Origin of the sequence: Sphingomonas sp. PL20, assembly GCF_017875905.1 — a bacterium.
Taxonomy (GTDB): Bacteria; Pseudomonadota; Alphaproteobacteria; order Sphingomonadales; family Sphingomonadaceae; genus Sphingomonas; species Sphingomonas echinoides.
Window position 1 is genome coordinate 4,265,658 of record NZ_JAGINH010000002.1, and the last position, 16,553, is coordinate 4,282,210.

General features: G+C 63.6%; 14 protein-coding genes. 8 read left to right on the forward strand and 6 right to left on the reverse strand.

Annotated elements, in window-relative coordinates; all coding sequences use genetic code 11:
• The first annotated feature begins 155 nt into the window (after positions 1-155).
• The 3 genes from H4W01_RS20220 to H4W01_RS20230 all read left to right on the forward strand — a co-directional run bounded on the left by H4W01_RS20220 (position 156) and on the right by H4W01_RS20230 (position 4,826).
• A complete protein-coding gene (locus H4W01_RS20220; RefSeq protein ID WP_109462186.1) occupies positions 156-446 on the forward strand; it encodes a metal/formaldehyde-sensitive transcriptional repressor in 291 nt (96 codons plus the stop codon).
• A gap of 215 nt (positions 447-661) precedes the next feature.
• Positions 662-1,771, forward strand: coding sequence for an S-(hydroxymethyl)glutathione dehydrogenase/class III alcohol dehydrogenase (locus tag H4W01_RS20225; protein ID WP_043061438.1), 1,110 nt, complete (start codon positions 662-664; stop codon positions 1,769-1,771).
• 394 nt (positions 1,772-2,165) lie between these two features.
• Positions 2,166-4,826: an excinuclease ABC subunit A gene (locus H4W01_RS20230; protein WP_443024804.1), complete on the forward strand. Its 2,661-nt coding sequence runs from the start codon at positions 2,166-2,168 to the stop codon at positions 4,824-4,826.
• A gap of 292 nt (positions 4,827-5,118) precedes the next feature.
• Here H4W01_RS20230 and H4W01_RS20235 read toward each other — a convergent pair.
• A protein-coding gene (locus H4W01_RS20235; RefSeq protein ID WP_128082060.1) for an IS3 family transposase occupies positions 5,119-6,248 on the reverse strand; the annotation gives its coding sequence in 2 pieces (ribosomal slippage) (positions 5,119-5,987 and positions 5,987-6,248; 1,131 coding nt in all).
• A 162-nt stretch (positions 6,249-6,410) separates the two neighbouring features.
• On the opposite strand from H4W01_RS20235, the gene H4W01_RS20240 reads away from it, so the two are divergent.
• On the forward strand, positions 6,411-7,436 hold the full coding sequence (locus H4W01_RS20240; RefSeq protein ID WP_159513066.1) for an IS110 family transposase: 1,026 nt from the start codon (positions 6,411-6,413) through the stop codon (positions 7,434-7,436).
• A 589-nt stretch (positions 7,437-8,025) separates the two neighbouring features.
• On the opposite strand, the gene H4W01_RS23000 is transcribed toward H4W01_RS20240, so the two are convergent.
• Positions 8,026-8,241, reverse strand: coding sequence for a DUF6771 family protein (locus H4W01_RS23000; protein ID WP_443024805.1), 216 nt, complete (start codon positions 8,239-8,241; stop codon positions 8,026-8,028).
• A 231-nt stretch (positions 8,242-8,472) separates the two neighbouring features.
• Here H4W01_RS23000 and H4W01_RS20245 point away from each other — a divergent pair, with 231 nt between their 5' ends.
• Both H4W01_RS20245 and H4W01_RS20250 read left to right on the forward strand, forming a co-directional pair.
• Positions 8,473-9,378 (forward strand): tyrosine-type recombinase/integrase, encoded by a 906-nt coding sequence (locus H4W01_RS20245; protein ID WP_209609416.1) that lies wholly within the window; start codon positions 8,473-8,475, stop codon positions 9,376-9,378.
• A gap of 4 nt (positions 9,379-9,382) precedes the next feature.
• Positions 9,383-10,576, forward strand: coding sequence for an IS91 family transposase (locus tag H4W01_RS20250; RefSeq protein ID WP_209609414.1), 1,194 nt, complete (start codon positions 9,383-9,385; stop codon positions 10,574-10,576).
• Positions 10,577-10,937: 361 nt separating this feature from the next.
• Here the strand turns inward: H4W01_RS20250 and H4W01_RS20255 are convergent, their stop codons facing one another.
• Positions 10,938-11,222, reverse strand: a complete 285-nt coding sequence (locus H4W01_RS20255; protein WP_209612924.1) for a hypothetical protein — start codon at positions 11,220-11,222, stop codon at positions 10,938-10,940.
• Positions 11,223-11,391: 169 nt separating this feature from the next.
• On the opposite strand from H4W01_RS20255, the gene H4W01_RS20260 reads away from it, so the two are divergent.
• Positions 11,392-12,387: a polysaccharide deacetylase family protein gene (locus H4W01_RS20260; RefSeq protein WP_209612925.1), complete on the forward strand. Its 996-nt coding sequence runs from the start codon at positions 11,392-11,394 to the stop codon at positions 12,385-12,387.
• Between the two features lie 138 nt (positions 12,388-12,525).
• On the opposite strand, the gene lldD is transcribed toward H4W01_RS20260, so the two are convergent.
• Genes lldD through H4W01_RS20275 form a run of 3 tightly spaced genes read right to left on the reverse strand, consistent with a single transcriptional unit; the run spans position 12,526 to position 15,270 of the window.
• Positions 12,526-13,677, reverse strand: a complete 1,152-nt coding sequence (gene lldD / locus H4W01_RS20265) for an FMN-dependent L-lactate dehydrogenase LldD (RefSeq protein WP_209612926.1) — start codon at positions 13,675-13,677, stop codon at positions 12,526-12,528.
• Complete coding sequence (locus tag H4W01_RS20270) at positions 13,674-14,438, reverse strand: SDR family NAD(P)-dependent oxidoreductase (RefSeq protein WP_334685376.1); 765 nt, start codon at positions 14,436-14,438, stop codon at positions 13,674-13,676. Before H4W01_RS20270 ends, lldD begins: the two co-directional genes overlap by 4 nt.
• Before the next feature lie 34 nt (positions 14,439-14,472).
• On the reverse strand, positions 14,473-15,270 hold the full coding sequence (locus tag H4W01_RS20275) for an IclR family transcriptional regulator (RefSeq protein WP_209612928.1): 798 nt from the start codon (positions 15,268-15,270) through the stop codon (positions 14,473-14,475).
• A 92-nt stretch (positions 15,271-15,362) separates the two neighbouring features.
• Between H4W01_RS20275 and rhmD the strand changes: the two genes are divergently transcribed.
• Positions 15,363-16,547 (forward strand): L-rhamnonate dehydratase, encoded by a 1,185-nt coding sequence (gene rhmD, locus H4W01_RS20280; RefSeq protein ID WP_209612929.1) that lies wholly within the window; start codon positions 15,363-15,365, stop codon positions 16,545-16,547.
• The last annotated feature ends 6 nt before the right edge of the window (positions 16,548-16,553 follow it).

The window sequence follows — 16,553 nt, forward strand, 5'->3', positions numbered from 1 at the left end:
GAGGATCGGACCCTCGGCGTCCATGCCAAGGCTGCTCGTGGCGCAGGCTTGAGAGCATGACCGGAACCTCGCCCGATTAGAAAACGCCCGGCTCTGTGCAGGATTGAAACTCCCCCCCTGTATAGTATGCTGGAGCGATTTCTCGGGGAAACGCGATGCCACATTCATCAGAGGACAAGAAGCGAGCCATCACACGCTTGCGGCGTATCAAGGGTCAGGCGGACGCTCTGGAACGCGCGATCGAAGCGGGAGCCGATTGCGCTCCCCTGCTGCAGCAAATTGTCGCCATGCGTGGTGCGACAAATGGACTGATGGCAGAAGTGATGCAGAGTCATCTCAGGGAAACATTCGGTGCGGGCGCAGATCGGGCCGTCGGAGGCGCAGGTGGCGATCACGATGACGGCGTGGAGGGCGTAATGAAGATTCTGCGTACTTATCTTAAATGACAATTTCAGGCTCAGTTTCTTGCCCGTGTTCTCCCGCACTTGGAAGCCAGCCCCTGCTGCCTTCTCTGGTTTGAGATCCTCGTTAGGACACCCCTTTTATACTGCTAGGGAGTATGATAAAAATACTCCCTGCCAGTATGAGAATGTCGACGAATTTGCGCTGACGCAACGGCCTCGCACCAGCAATCGGTTTAACTCAACGAGGGTATCCCAACATGAAATCTCGCGCCGCTGTAGCCTTCGAGGCGGGCAAGCCACTCGAAATCGTCGAGATCGATGTCGCCCCACCCCGGAAAGGCGAAGTCCTCATACGGGTGACGCACACCGGTGTGTGCCACACCGACGCGTACACGCTGGCGGGGAGTGATCCGGAGGGTGTTTTCCCGGTGGTTCTGGGCCACGAGGGCGCGGGCATCGTTGTCGAGGTCGGTGAAGGCGTCACCAGCGTCGGGCCGGGCGATCACGTGATTCCGCTCTACACCGCCGAGTGCGGCAAGTGCGACTTCTGCCTGTCGGGCAAGACCAACCTGTGCGTCGCTGTCCGCGAAACGCAGGGCAAGGGCTTGATGCCCGATGGGACCACCCGCTTTTCGTACAATGGTCAGCCCCTCTATCATTACATGGGCTGTTCAACCTTCAGTGAATATACTGTCGTTGCCGAAGTCTCGCTCGCCAAGATCAATCCCGAGGCAAACCCCGAACATGTCTGCCTGCTCGGCTGCGGCGTCACGACCGGCATCGGCGCAGTCCACAATACCGCCAAGGTCCAGCCCGGAGACTCGGTCGCCGTGTTCGGCCTCGGCGGCATCGGCCTCGCGGCGATTCAGGGTGCGCGCCAGGCGAAGGCGGGTCGCATCATCGCCATCGACACCAATCCGTCCAAGTTCGAGCTGGCACGCCAGTTCGGTGCGACCGAGTGCATCAACCCCAAGGACCATGACAAGCCCATCCAGCAAGTGCTGATCGAGATGACGGGCTGGGGCATCGATCATACCTTCGAGTGCATCGGCAACGTCCACGTCATGCGCGCCGCGCTTGAATCAGCGCACCGTGGCTGGGGTCAGTCGATCGTGATTGGCGTTGCCGGCGCGGGCGAGGAAATCTCCACCCGCCCATTCCAGCTCGTCACGGGCCGCGTATGGAAGGGGTCCGCTTTCGGTGGCGTCAAGGGACGGACACAGCTCCCCGGCATGGTCGAGGACGCGATGAGAGGCGATATCGATCTGGCCCCATTCGTAACCCACACGATGGGTTTGGAGGAGATCAACGAGGCCTTCGAACTGATGCACGAAGGCAAGTCGATCCGCACGGTCATTCACTACTGACCCGCCGATCCGAAGCGGCGCGAGACGCTCGAATCGACAACTCGGCCGTCATCATGGCCCGACCCCGGCCATGATGAAGCGCGGTCTGGCAAATGGGCAACGCGTCGCGATGCGGTAACAAGCGCCGAAGTGCGGAGTTTACATGCCGATAGCGGCACGGACCAGGGCCGCCTGGCCCAGGCGCTTACCAGCGGAGTGTGTGTGGCCTCGCCGCGCGACTGAAGGGGAAAAATGGTTTTGTCGTAACCTTTGTCTAATGCTGGAAAAATATTTCAACGGCGCCGAACATCGGGCCAGCCTGGCCGTTGGATGTATTGAGTCGGAAATGCATTCATCTGTTACCCAACTGTGATGAACCACAGGCCGCACGGGCGTATAGGGCAGGAAGACTGAATTGAAGAGCAAGGACATTCACGCGACGACGCCGGCCACCGATCATGGGCATACGGGGCCGCCCGCTTGCGTGCAGGTTCGCGGCGCGCGCCAGAATAACCTCAAAAATATTGACGTCGATGTACCGCGCGACGCCTTCGTGGTGTTCACCGGCATATCGGGCTCGGGCAAGTCATCGCTCGCGTTCGGCACCCTTTATGCCGAAGCGCAGCGGCGTTATCTGGAATCGGTTGCGCCCTATGCCCGTCGCCTGATCGACCAGGCCGGCGTGTCGGAGGTCGACGCGATCGACGGTTTGCCGCCTGCGGTCGCGTTGCAGCAGCAGCGCGGCTCGGCCAACGCGCGATCCTCGGTCGGCAGCGTGACGACGCTCTCCAGCCTGGTGCGGATGCTCTATTCGCGCGTCGGCGAATATCCGCGCCATCAGCCGATGCTCTTTGCGGAGGATTTCTCCCCCAACACGGTCGCCGGCGCCTGCCCGACCTGTCACGGCATCGGGCGCGTCTATGACGCGACCGAAGAAACGATGGTGCCCGACGACACGCTGACGATCCGGGAACGCGCAGTCGCCGCTTGGCCGGCGGCATGGCATGGCCAGAACCTGCGCGATATCCTCGTGTCGCTCGGCTATGACGTCGACACGCCGTGGCGCGATCTGCCGAAGAAGGACCGCGACTGGATTCTCTTTACCGACGAGGCGCCGACGGTGCCGGTCTATGCGGGCCTGACGCCCGAACAGACCCGCGTGGCGCTGAAGCGCCGCATGGAACCGAGCTATCAGGGCACCTTCACCGGCGCCCGCCGCTATGTGCTGGAGACCTTCGCCAACACGAAAAGCGCGCTGATGAAGAAGCGCGTCTCGCAATACATCATCGGACGCGATTGCCCGACCTGCGAAGGCAAGCGGCTGAAGCGCGAAGCCCTGTCCGTGAAGTTCGCGGGCCTCGACATCGCCGAGTTCGGCGATCTGACGGTGTTGAAACTCCGGGACTTGCTCACGCCCGTCGCGCATGGCGAATATGGGGGCGCCGCGGCGGTCCCGAAGGGCCATGTCCTCGGCAAGGCGGCCCGCGATGCGGCGGTCGAACGGCGGGTCGCGGCAGGAGGTTCGGCGCACAAGGCTGCGCCCGACGTGCGCCGCACGCCCAATCTTTCCGATGAAAAGCGGGTCGCCGCACAGCGTCTCGCCTGCGAATTGCTCGAACGGCTCGAGCCACTGATCGATCTTGGCCTTGGCTATATCTCGCTCGACCGCAGCACGCCGACGCTCTCCTCCGGGGAGCTGCAACGCCTGCGCCTCGCCACCCAATTGTCGTCGCAGCTTTTCGGCGTGGTCTATGTGCTGGACGAGCCCTCGGCGGGGCTGCACCCGGCAGACAGCGAAGCCCTGCTGACCATCCTTCAGCGGCTGAAGGCGGCGGGCAACTCGCTGTTCGTCGTCGAACATGATCTCAACGTCATCCGCCATGCCGAATGGCTGGTCGATGTCGGCCCGGGTGCCGGCGAAAAGGGCGGCGAAGTGCTTTACAGCGGGCCGATCGCGGGACTGGCCGATGTCGAGGAATCGATCACCCGCCGCTATCTGTTCGCAGAGCCCGTCGCCCATGATCGGACCCCGCGTGAAGCCAAGGCATGGCTTCGTCTCGAAGGCGTGACGCGCAACAATCTTCACAGCCTCGACGTCGAGCTTCCGATAGGCTGCTTCACCGCCGTCACAGGGGTCTCCGGATCGGGCAAGTCCAGTCTGGTCAGCCAGGCGCTACCGGAGCTTGTCGCGGAACAGCTCGGCAGCTCGGCAGCCGTTGAAGAGGATGAGGTCGATCCGCTGCTCGATGTCGCGCAGGACGATACCGAAGGCCGCATCGTGGCCGGCATGGAGCATGTCCGAAGGCTGGTGCGGGTCGATCAGCGGCCGATCGGCCGCACCCCGCGCTCGAACCTCGCCACCTACAGCGGCCTGTTCGATCATGTCCGCAAGATCTTCGCCGACACGCCGCTTGCCCGCCGGCGCCACTACAGCCCGGGCAGGTTCTCGTTCAACGTCGCACAGGGCCGCTGCCCGGTATGTGAGGGCGAGGGCTTCGTCATGGTGGAGCTGCTGTTCCTGCCGAGCGTCTATGCGCCTTGCTCGACCTGCCACGGCAGTCGCTACAATCCGCAAACGCTCGAAGTCGAATGGAACGGCCGCAACATCGCTCAGGTGCTAGAGCTGACGGTGGACGAAGCGTGCGACTTCTTCGCAAGCGAGGCATCCGTCATGCGCTCGCTCGATGTGCTGCGGGAAATCGGTCTTGGCTATCTGCGGCTCGGGCAGCCGGCGACGGAACTGTCAGGCGGCGAGGCGCAGCGCATCAAGCTCGCGACGGAGCTGCAACGCGCGCAGCGGGGGAACACGATCTACATTCTCGACGAGCCGACGTCGGGGCTTCACCCCTCCGATGCGGATCGGCTGATGCGGCACCTGCAGGGTCTTGTCGATGTCGGAAATACGGTCGTGGTGGTCGAACATGACATGCGCGCCATCGCACAGGTCGATTGGGTCATCGATCTGGGGCCGGGGGCCGGGGAAGATGGTGGCCAAATCATCGCCAGCGGCGTCCCTAGCGATGTTGCGGAGGCGGAAGGCAGTCTTACCGCCCCCTATCTCAAAACGGCCCTGTAGCCGCCTGTAAGCCCGCCACAGGGGAGGGGGTGGACATGATAAGCCTCGTGGGTTGGATCGCCACGATCGCGACGATGATCGCGGCCATGATGACAGCTTCCAATCTCGGCGCGCGCGTGACGGGTTGGGGCTTCGTCGTGTTCAGCGTCAGCTCGGTTTGCTGGACGACGCTCGGCTATGCGACGGGGCAGACGGCCTTGGTCGCCACCAACGGATTTCTGATGGTGACGAGAGGTGGCCCCGGTTGTCTGAACAGGCTCGCGGTCTGGATAAGTGGATCGCCGCTGGTTGATCATGCCGCTGCGAGAAGCGGCTGGTCGAAGTATACCTGGTCCGGTGTCCTGGTACCAAGGGCTGAATGTGGCCGGATGCTGTTATAAAATGCAAAGTATCGGCCGATGCCGGCGCGTGCTTCCGGGACTGAGGTGTATGCGTTGAGGTACACGTCCTCGTATTTCACCGAGCGCCAGAGGCGCTCCACGAACACGTTGTCGCGCCAGCAACCCTTTCCATCCATGCTAATGGCGATCTTCTCTCGGTGAAGGACAGCGGTGAAAGCCGCACTGGTAAATTGCGAGCCCTGGTCGCTGTTGAAGATCGTAGGCTTGCCATAACGGGCGAGCGCTTCCTCCAGTGCCTCGATACAAAACGCGACATCCATTGAGATCGACACCCGCCAAGCCAGCACCCGCCGGGTAAACCAATCGACGATAGCGACCAGATAGACGAAACCGCGCGCCATGGGCACATACGTGATATCGGTCGCCCAAACTTGGTTCGGCCGCGTCACCGCCAGCTTGCGCAGCAGATAGGGATAGATCTTGTGACCCGTCGCCGGTTTCGACGTGTTCGGACGGCGGTAGATCGCCTCTAGCCCCATCCGCTTCATCAGCGTCGCAACATGCCGTCGTCCGATGCTCACATCCTCCTGACGGAGCAGATCGCGCAGCATCCGGCTCCCGGCGAACGGATAGAGCAGATGAAGTTCGTCGATCCGGCGCATGATCGCCAGGTCAGCCGAGGATACAGGCCGCGGAAGATAGTAGATGCTGCCGCGGCTGATCTCGAGCTGCTGCGCCTGATGGGTCAGCGGCAACTCATGGTCACGGTCGATCATCGCTTTGCGCTCGGCAACAGACCGGCCTTCCCGAGCGCACCGGCCAAAAAATCGTTCGCCAGCGTCAGCTCACCAATCTTGGCGTGCAGCACGGTTATATCGACCGCTGGTTCGCTCGCTGCCGGAACCGCTCCGAACACGTCTGCCGCCCCCTCCAGCAGCTTGGACCGCCACTGGTTGATGAGGTTCGGGTGCACCTCATACTCCTGCGCCAGCTCGGCCAGCGTCTTCTCACCCTTCACAGCAGCCAGCGCCACCTTGGCCTTGAATGCCGGACTGTGGTTCCGGCGGGGTCGCTTGCTCATCTTGCTTCCTCTTCGCGGCCAGCATGGCCGCTGTCAGATCGGCAATCCACTTATCCCCGCTGTTCAGATTCCTAGAACCACCTCTCTTTATGGATGGCTCGCCCCTTATCCGAATCGTTGTCATCCTACGACAGCAGGTCGTTTGAGGAAGGAGCGAAGGTCATGGACGTATCGGTTCTGGGAATTGATCTAGGCAAGAACAGCTGCAGCGTGGTTGGGCTGGATGCGACCGGCAAGGTCGTCGTCCGCCGACGGATGCGCCGCGACACGGTCATCACATACGCCGCAGGTCTGCCGGCTTGCGTCGTGGCGATGGAGGCCTGCTGCGGAGCTCATCACATGGGACGGGCGCTGGCACGACAAGGCCATGCCGTTCGGCTGATGTCGCCGGAATATGTCCGTCCATACGTTAAGGCGCAGAAGAACGACGACCGCGACGCTGAGGCGATCGCGGAAGCGGCAACACGGCCGACCATGCGGTTCGTCGAGTTGAAAACCGAGGAACAACTCGACATGCAAACGCTGCATCGCATCCGTGACCAGCTTGTCGGTGATCGCACCTCGTTGATGAACCAGATCAGAAGTCTTCTTCTGGAGCGCGGCTACATAGTCCCGCAAGGACGCGCAAAGCTTGCCGTCCGGCTGGGTGAGATGCTCGATGGTGACGAGCCAGTGCTGGGCTCTCGTATCCACCGGCTCGTCAGTGATATGCGTCTGCGCTGGATTGCCCTTGATGACCGGATCGCAGATCTCAATGCCGAGTTTACCGAGGCTGCCCGCTCGGATGAGCGAACGCGGCGCCTCCTGACTATTCCTGGTATCGGCGCGCTGAACGCGACGGCGCTGGTAGCTGCAGTTGGCGACGCTCGAACATTCGGACGGGGCAGGGATCTTGCCGCGTGGCTTGGGCTCGTGCCGCGTCAAGCAACGACCGGGGGTAAACCGCGATTGCTCGGCATTACCAAGCGCGGAAGCCGCTATCTGCGGAAAAACCTGATCCAGGGTGCCCGGGCATCACTACCGACGATGAGCAAGAGCGACACACGACTTGGCGCCTGGCTACGCGGCCTTTTGTCGCGTTCCCATCACAACACCGTCGTGGTGGCGCTAGCGGCCAAGATGGCGCGCATCGTCTGGGCGCTGCTGCGTCATGAGCGTACTTACGATCCAGCCGCACAAGCGGCGTGAACGAGATCAGCCGATGCACCTTGCACCGGCTGGATGATGTCTGCGGGAGGTAAGTGAAAGATGGCCTGACAGTCGACCGGTGACCTGGAACCCTATGGCTTAAAATGGCACTCGATGCCGGCCCCTTTATGAGGACCAGGACGCGCGGATCTCCATCTTGGCCAACGACCTCGCGTCGAAAGGCCGGATACGTTTTCGCAGACTGCTCAGAACATCAGACACAAACCGCTTGCCGACGGGGCGAGCCATACGTTTATGCCCGGCAGCTGCCTTCCTCATTTATCCACGCAGGCGTTTTAGAAGCGCAACCCAAGCTTCTTCCGACCTCGGCCATCGCTGGCTTGAAGGTCCGTATGGAGCGTGGAACGTGACGCTGCATCGCTCAGGCCGGGCAAAGCACCTGCTGCATCTGAGATGGCCTCCAACGGACGCCAGGCCGCAGCCCCAGCGGTGGACCATAAACCATCGTTAGAGCGGCTCTGCGGCAATAATGGACTGATTGTCGCAGTGGAAATGACATCGCGCGTGGATGTTGGCCTTTCGAGAGACGACATCATCAAGCGAGTGGAACCTGATATTGGCGCCCACGTCACAGCGAAAGGTCGAGTTGGTCAGGATGGGAGTGACCGTGTTCGCCTGCGATCCTCTCGAAGATCGACTGTGCGATGAATTCTGCGGCGCTTGATCGCATGCGCTCATCAGGAGCCGATGGACCTACGCGAACCCAGCCGGGAAGCGTCGGGACGGTTGCAGCGAGGTCGTCGGGCGTGACAACCGGTTCGGATTGATGATCGAAGCGAGCCATCCTCGTATTAGAACAAATGAAGAACGCCTCCACAAGCCGATTCGCTGCGAGGCGATCAACGGACCGTAGATGACCGCAATCCTCACGACCGCTTCGTGGCCGGCACGGCCCAAAGCACGAAGCCGCTGCGCGGCAGTGGTGTTGGCGGTGAGGTAGCGCGCCGGCGCTGAGGTTTGGCCGCGCGGGAGCGGTGGCGGACGATGGAGTTCCTTCAACAAGAGGAACTTCGCTATGACGCCTCAACCGACCAAGCGACCCTTCACCCCGCTGCGTCAGCGCATGCTCGACGATATGGCGATGCGTGCCATGCGCGCGCGGACCCAGCACGACTATGTCCGTCACGTCCGCGCCTTCGCGGCCTTCCTCGGACGTTCGCCCGACACCGCGACCGCCGAGGATGTACGCCGCTTCCAGCTTCACCAGCGCGAGCATGGTGTCGGGGAAGGCTCGATCAACGGCTCGGTGTCGGCGCTGCGCTTCCTGTTCGAGGTGACACTCGAGCGACCTGATCTGTCGCGGCGGCTGGTGCTGGCGCGTCGTCCCAGGAAGCTCCCCGACGTGCTGAGCGTTGATGAGGTGGCCAAGCTGCTCGAGGCGGCACCGGGCATCAAGTACCGCGCGGCGCTGGGCGTTGCCTATGGCGCCGGCCTGCGCGTGTCGGAAGTCGCGCATCTCAAGGCCGACGATATCGACAGCAAGCGGATGCTGATCCGGATCGAGGAGGGCAAGGGGCGCAAGGACCGCAACGCGATGCTGTCGCCGCAACTGCTCGAGCTGCTGCGGCTGTGGTGGCGCGAGGGCAAGCGGCGCAGCGTCCTGCTGCCGCACGGCTGGCTGTTCCCCGGGCGCAGCTACACCGATCCGATCTCGACGCGGCAGCTCCACCGCGCCGTCTGCGAGGCAGCTGAGGCGGCCGGGATCCGCAAGCGCGTGAGCCCGCACACGCTGAGGCACAGCTTCGCCACCCACCTGCTCGAACAGGATGTCGATATCCGCGTGATCCAGGTGTTGCTCGGGCACAGCAAGCTCGAGACGACCGCGCTCTACACCAAGGTCGCCACCCGCACGATCCGCGCGGTCACCAGTCCGCTCGATCGGCTGATGGCGCTGATGGAGGGCAAGACACCGGCCGGTTGAACCGGTGCGCGCCTCGCTCGAGGTCGCCGACATCTTCCGTGCTGCCGGGCCTGCGTACCGGGCAACCCATGCCGGGCATCTGAGCCTGCACCAGCTCAAGGTCATGTCGGCGATCGAGCATTGTCGCACCGCCGTCATGGGCGGGCACGTCGAGGCCTGCACCGACTGCGGGCATTGGCGGGTTGCCTATAACAGTTGTCGTAACCGGCATTGTCCCAGGTGCCAGGGTGCCGCCGCGCGCGCCTGGCTCGCAGAGCGCGAGGCCGACCTGCTGCCGGTCGGATACTTCCATGTCGTGTTCACGCTGCCCGCCGAGGTCGCTGACATCGCGTTCCACAACAAGGCGCTGGTCTACGACCTGCTGTTCAAGGCCGCGTCCGAGACGATGCTGACGATCGCCGCCGACCCGAAGCATCTCGGCGCCCGCATCGGCATCACCGCGGTGCTGCACACCTGGGGGTCCGCGATGACCCACCATCCGCATGTCCACATGATCGTGCCCGGCGGCGGCATCGCGCGGGACGGCACGCGCTGGATATCCTCACGGCCGGCGTTCCTGCTGCCGGTCAAGGTGTTGGGCAAGCTGTTCCGCCGCCTGTTCCTGACCCGGCTGATGGCGCTGCACGCGGCGGGGCGGCTCGCGTTCTACGGCACCCTCGCGCAGCTGGCCGATAGGCGTGCGTTCCTTCGCCACCTGTCTCCGATCCGCAAAAAGAACTGGGTGGTCTACGCCAAGCCGCCGTTCGCTGGGCCGCAAGCAGTGCTCGCCTATCTGTCGCGCTACACCCACCGGGTCGCGATCTCGAACAGTCGGCTGCTCGCCTTCGACGGGGCCGGCGTCACCATGCGCTACAAAGACTATCGCCGCGACGGTGCCGATCGGCAGCAGGTGATGACGCTGGCGACGGACGAGTTCATCCGCCGCTTCCTGCTCCATGTCCTGCCGCGCGGGTTCCACCGCATCCGCCATTACGGCCTGCTCGCCGGCGCCACCCGCAAGGCGCATCTCGAACACGCCCGCCAGTTGCTCGGCGTCGCGCCGCCGCTCGATAACGAGACGCCCGACGAGCCGACCGATGTCCGCCCACCATGCCCCTGCTGTGGCGGGCACATGGTCATCATCGAGACCTTCGAGCGCTGGCGCCAGCCGCGCGCACCGCCACACTCCACCGCATCGACCGGGACCACCGCGCCATGACCCGGCATGGCTCAGCCCAACCGTGCTCCGAAAGTCCCGTGCTTCCGGCGGCGATGTCGCTCGCGCTGGCAACAACGCCAGCCGAGCCGGCGCCGATCTCAAGCCCCAACCCTGGTTACCAGCTACGCGGTACATCGCCCCTGCACCCTACGTTCCGACCGCCGATGCGAGTCCCGCACGCCGATGCGACCACCGCACGACAGGGCGAAAACCGAAATCCCCATAGGTAAGCGCTCGTGGTCCGCGGCTTCCTGCTTTGGAGGATATCGTTCGCCTGCCGGCATCCGATATCCTTCACAATCCCCGCCGTTCACACCGCCCATTCCATCTTCCGAAAACGGTCATTCGTTCATGCCGCCGATCAACCGCTTTTTGTGCTGCGAGCCAAGCGCTCGAAACGGCTTAAAGTGGGACTTTCCGGTCGTTCCACATGGTGCCGGCCAAGGGCCGCTTCCGTCAGAAGCGGACATCGTTGTTCGGCCGCGCCCGTAGCCGGAGAATCCACCACGTCGACGCGCCCGCCCAGCTTGATGGTGTGGCCATCGCCGCTGAAGGTGAAATGACCAGGGCTGCCTGTCTGCCGACGGGCCGCTTCTCCCTGAAACAGCAAGAGTCCCTTTTTTTGTGCGCAGGTTTCGAAATACACTTCCCACATTTCGCAGAATGAGCGGTTCGCGTTAGACCGACAGCACGACTCGGACTCCTTGCGCCGGTCGCCACGTCGCTGGCGACTGAGCCACCTTTAACATCAGTTGACTGCTCTGCCCGATCACCGATGTTAATCCTGAAACGATGCCAAAAAAAGAGATATTGGGATGGTCAAACAGAAATGGAGCACCGCAGCCGGACTGGCTGCGATGCTATGTTGCGCGCCCATCTGCGGCCTGACTGCGAAAACCACCAGCCAAGCGCGCCCGCAGTTGGGGCGGAACTTTGGGCTCGTCCATCAACTCGACAGTTCGGTCATGCGAGCGCCTCCGCAAATCGCACTGACCTTTGACGACATTCCTGCACACGGCCCTTTGCCGATCGGTGACAATCGCCTGGCGATCGCAAACGCGATCATAGCCGCGCTTGCTGCTCAACATGTACCTGCCTTCGGCTTTATGAACGCCAGTTTCGGACGGGGCGACCCGGACCGAGAGAAGGTGCTCGCGGCTTGGCACGCTGCAGGTCTGTCGATCGGAAATCACACCTTCAGCCATTTCAACCTTGATCTGGTCGGTGCACGCGCCTTCCTGTTCGACGCCAAGCGCAACGAGCCCGCGCTCTCCGCTACTGCCGGCATACGCAACTGGCACTGGTTCCGCTATCCGTTTCTTGCCGAGGGAAGTGATCCGACAGCACGCGAAAACGTTCGCGCCGGCTTGCGTAGTGCAAACTATCGCGTTGCGGCGGTGACGATGAGCTTCGGGGATTTTGCCTGGAACGATGCCTATGCCCGGTGTGTAGCTAAGCATGACGATGCTGCGATACGCGGATTAGAGACGAGCTACCTCGCCGCCGCCCATACACAGGCGCAGCGCTCGCGCGACATCGCCAGTGCCGCGCTGGGGCATGATATCCCCTATGTGCTTTTGATGCACCTCGGCGCTTTCGATGCGCGAATGCTGCCGCGGCTGCTTTCACTTTACACTGCAATGGGGTTTGGCTTCACGACGCTCCCCTTGGCCGAGGCCGACCCGTTTTATGCCGCAGCAGTCGATCTGTCGTTGCCGGGCCCCAGCCCGACGCTGGAAGCGGCCGCCGCTGCCAAAGGCATGCCGATCCCGCCCAACGCACCGCTGCCGGCCTCAAGCATCTGCGCGTGAGCACACGGATATGCGAACTGACTTTAGCGAGACTGTGCCCGGCCGTTGTCGTTGCGGACGGGAGATCGAGGCGGTCGATCTGACGGTGGTGGGTGCGGATGATCTAATCCGAGCGCGGGGCTTAAGGAAGCTTCGCTGCTAACGGTCGAACCCGACCAGCGCGGTCCGGTCGATCGCGGCGATGTCGATGCGGGCGGTCAGCGCCATCGCGACGCGCATTTCGGCCTCGACCAGTTGCAGCATGTGGGTCACGCCCGCCTCGCCGGCTGCCGCGAGCGCATAGACCCAGGCGCGGCCGAGCAGCACGCCCTTCGCGCCGAGCGCGAGCAGGCGCACGACGTCGAGACCGGAGCGGACGCCGCCATCGGCCAGCACGGTCAGCCGGTCACCAACCGCATCGGCGATCGCTGGCAGCGCGCGTGCGGTCGAGGGGACGCCGTCGAGCTGGCGACCGCCATGGTTCGACACGACGATGCCGTCGGCGCCGAGCGCAGCCGCGTTCTTCGCATCCTCGGCATCGAGGATCCCCTTGATGATCAGCGGGCCATCCCACTCCGCCCGGATGAAATCCAGGTCGCGCCAGCTCACCGTCGGGTCGAAATTGTTGCGCATCCACGCGAAGAAATCCTCGAGCCCGGTGTTCTTGCCGAGCACCGGCGCGACATTGCCGAGCTGGTGCGGACGGCCATGCACGCCGACGTCCCACGCCCAGCCGGGCTTGGTCAGCGCCTGCCAGATGCGCCGCAATGACCCCATCGGACCAGCCGCCCCCGCAAGCCCCGAATGATAATCGCGGTAGCGCGAGCCCGGCACCGGCATGTCGACGGTAAAGACCAGGGCGGAGCAGTGCGCCGCCCTGGCCTGCGCCAACAAGTCCTTCATGAAGCCGCGGTCGCGGATCATGTAGAGCTGGAACCAGAACGGCGCCTGCGTTCCGCGCGCGACTTCGTCGATCGGGCACGCCGACACGGTCGACAGGCAGAACGGGATGCCCGCTTTCTCCGCCGCACGCGCCGCCTGCACTTCGCCGCGCCGCGCGTTCAGGCCCGCGAGTCCGATCGGCGCGAGCGCGACCGGAAGGTGCATTTTCCGGCCGAATAATTCGGTCGACAGGTCGAGGTGGGAAACGTCGGTCAGCACGCGCTGGCGCAGCGCGATGTCCTTCAGATCGGCGATGTTCCGTCGCAGCGTTACCTCGGCATAGGAACCCCCATCGATATATTCGAACAGGAAATGCGGCAGCCGGCGCCGCGCGAGCTCGCGATAGTCAAGCGCCGACGCAGCCCTCACTGCAGGTTCACGAACATGCCGCCATCGACCAGCAAGGCAGCACCCGTCACGTATTTCGCCATGTCGGAGGCAAGGAAGACGATCGGCCCGGCAAGATCGTCGGGCTGGCCGAGCCGCCCGAGCGGGATGCGCTTTTCCATGTAGGCGCGCTTGTCGGCGTCAGCGAGATCCTCCTTGTTGATGTCGGTCAGGATCGTGCCGGGTAGCACCGAATTGCAGCGAATGCCGTGGCGCCCGAGCGCGATCGCGGCGGATTGCATCAGCGAATGCACGCCAGCCTTGGTCGGAGTGTAATGCGTCTGGAATTCGCCGCCGACCAGCGCCGAAATCGACGATACCGCGACGATCGCGCCGCCGTCGCCTTGCGCCACCATCTGGTTCGCGGCGGCCTGCACCATGTAATAGGCGCCGTGCAGATTGACGCGCATCGTGCGCTCGAACGTCTCGGCCGGCATGTCGAGAAAGGCATGGAACGGGCAGATGCCGGCATTGTTGACGAACACGTCGACCCGACCGAGCGCTTCGGTCGCCTGCGCGACAAAGGCCTTGGCGGTTTCGGCCTCGGCGACGTCGCCCTTGATCGCCACGCCCTTGCGCCCGAGCGCCTCGATCTCGGCGACGCACGCGGCGGCGCCGGCATCGTCCGAATTGAAGTTGATCGCGACGTCCGCGCCGTTGCGCGCGGCGCCGATCGCGGCGGCACGCCCGATTCCGGCAGAAGCGCCGGTTACCAGCACGGTCTTTCCTTCAAGCAGCATCACCGATCCTCTTCTGGTCATTGGTTATTGGTAGGCGTCAGGTCTTCGGCACCCAGCCAAGGTCGTGGCTGATCGCGCGCGCCGTGTCACCGACTTCGGTCGACAGCGCGTCCATCCGCTCGTCGCTCATATATTGCGCGGCACTCGACACGCTGATCGCAGCGACGATGCCGCCGCGCGCATCACGGATCGGCGCCGCGACGCAGCGGATCTGGTCCTCATTCTCCTCGAGATCGAAGGCACGGCCGGCGATCACATAGGCCTTCATCCGCTCGGTCCACAGTGCCGCATCGACCGGATGTCCGCCGTCCGCGCTGTCTGCTGCCAGCCGCTCCGCCCAATAGCTTGCGGGGTGATCGAGCATCAGCGCCTTGCCGAGACCGGTCGAGGTGAGTGGCTGACGATCGCCGACGCGGCTGGAGATGTTGATCCGCCGCCGTCCGGGCATCTTGTCGAGATACAGCGCGCGGTCCCCGTCGAGGATGCCGAAATGCACCGTATCCTCGGTCGTGCCGGCAAGGGCTTCGAGATGCGGGCGGGCGACCTGGATCAAATCGGCCTGGGCTTGCGCGAGAAAGCCGAGTTCGAGCAGTTTGGGGCCGAGCCGGTAGCCGGCGCGCGGCGTGAAGGCGAGAAACCCACGATCGACCAGCGCGCTCGCTAGTCGGTGCGTCGTGCTCTTGGTCAGATCCAGCCGCTCGGCAAGATCGCCAAGCGCGAGCGGCTGCTGCGCGATTGCCTCGATCACGTCGAGCCCGCGCATCAAAGTCTGGCTGCCGGCCCCGATCGACGGTTCCGCCGGGCTTGCCGGGCTTGTCTCTGTTGACGACTTCATTTCCACTCCTTAAGACATTCTCTCATAATATGGCAACACTGCACGGCCGATTCAAAGCCGTGGAAGACGCCAGGATAGGGGCAGGACGCGCGATGGTGCTACCTAAGATCAAGCATGTGCGCGCTTTCGTCGTGCGCGGCGGCGGCGCCGATTATCACGATCAGGGCGCTGGCCACTGGATCGACGATCACATCGCGACGCCGATGAGTCGCTACCCCGAGTATCGCCAGTCGCGCCAGAGCTTCGGCATCAACGTGCTCGGCACGCTGGTGGTCGAGCTCGAGGCCGAAGACGGCATGATCGGGTTTGCCGTCACGACCGGCGGCGAGCCGGCGGCGTACATCGTCGAGAAGCACCTCGCACGCTTCCTCGAAGGCGCGAACCCGACCGATTACGAAAAAATCTGGGACCAGATGTACTTCTCGACCCAATATTACGGCCGCAAGGGGCTGGTGATCAACGCGATTTCCGGCGTCGACCTGGCGCTATGGGACTTGCTCGGCAAGCTGCGGCAGGAGCCGGTCTATCACATGCTCGGCGGCGCGGTGCGCGACGAACTGCAATTCTATGCGACCGGCGCGCGGCCCGACATCGCCAAAGAACTCGGCTTCATCGGCGGCAAGATGGCGTTGCACCACGGGCCGGCCGAAGGGCTGGAAGGACTGCACAAGAATATCGCGACGCTCGCCGACATGCGCGAGAAGGTCGGACCGGATTTCTGGCTGATGCTCGACTGCTGGATGGCGCTCGACGTCGACTATGCGACGCGGCTCGCCCTCGCGGCGCACGAGCATGGCCTGAAGTGGATCGAGGAGGCGCTCAGCCCCGACGATTATTGGGGCTATGCCGAGCTGAAGCGTAACGTCCCCAAGGGCATGCTGGTCACCACCGGCGAGCATGAAGCGACGCGCTGGGGCTTCCGCATGCTGCTCGAGATGGAATGCTGCGACATCATCCAGCCCGACGTCGGCTGGTGCGGCGGCGTGACCGAGCTGCTCAAGATTTCGGCGCTGGCCGACGCGCACGGCAAGATGGTCGTGCCGCATGGATCATCGGTCTATTCGTACCATTTCGTCGTCACGCGCCACAATTCGCCCTTTGCCGAATTCCTGATGATGCATCCCGGGCCGACCGAGGTGGTGCCGATGTTCGCGCCGCAATTGCTAGGCGAGCCGGTGCCGGTCAACGGCCGGATCAAGGCGTCCGCACTCGACAAGCCCGGCTTCGGCGTCGAGCTCAATCCGGCGGTGCCGATGCACCGCCCCTATACGCACTGAGGATAT

Excerpts from the sequence above, each read along its gene's own strand:
- H4W01_RS20225 (WP_043061438.1), top strand. The coding sequence starts at position 662 with ATGAAATCTCGCGCCGCTGTAGCCTTCGAGGCGGGCAAGCCACTCGAA.
- H4W01_RS23000 (WP_443024805.1), bottom strand. The coding sequence starts at position 8,241 with ATGGCTCGCTTCGATCATCAATCCGAACCGGTTGTCACGCCCGACGAC.
- H4W01_RS20240 (WP_159513066.1), top strand. The coding sequence starts at position 6,411 with ATGGACGTATCGGTTCTGGGAATTGATCTAGGCAAGAACAGCTGCAGC.
- H4W01_RS20245 (WP_209609416.1), top strand. The coding sequence starts at position 8,473 with ATGACGCCTCAACCGACCAAGCGACCCTTCACCCCGCTGCGTCAGCGC.
- H4W01_RS20220 (WP_109462186.1), top strand. The coding sequence starts at position 156 with ATGCCACATTCATCAGAGGACAAGAAGCGAGCCATCACACGCTTGCGG.
- H4W01_RS20260 (WP_209612925.1), top strand. The coding sequence starts at position 11,392 with ATGGTCAAACAGAAATGGAGCACCGCAGCCGGACTGGCTGCGATGCTA.
- H4W01_RS20275 (WP_209612928.1), bottom strand. The coding sequence starts at position 15,270 with ATGAAGTCGTCAACAGAGACAAGCCCGGCAAGCCCGGCGGAACCGTCG.
- rhmD (WP_209612929.1), top strand. The coding sequence starts at position 15,363 with ATGGTGCTACCTAAGATCAAGCATGTGCGCGCTTTCGTCGTGCGCGGC.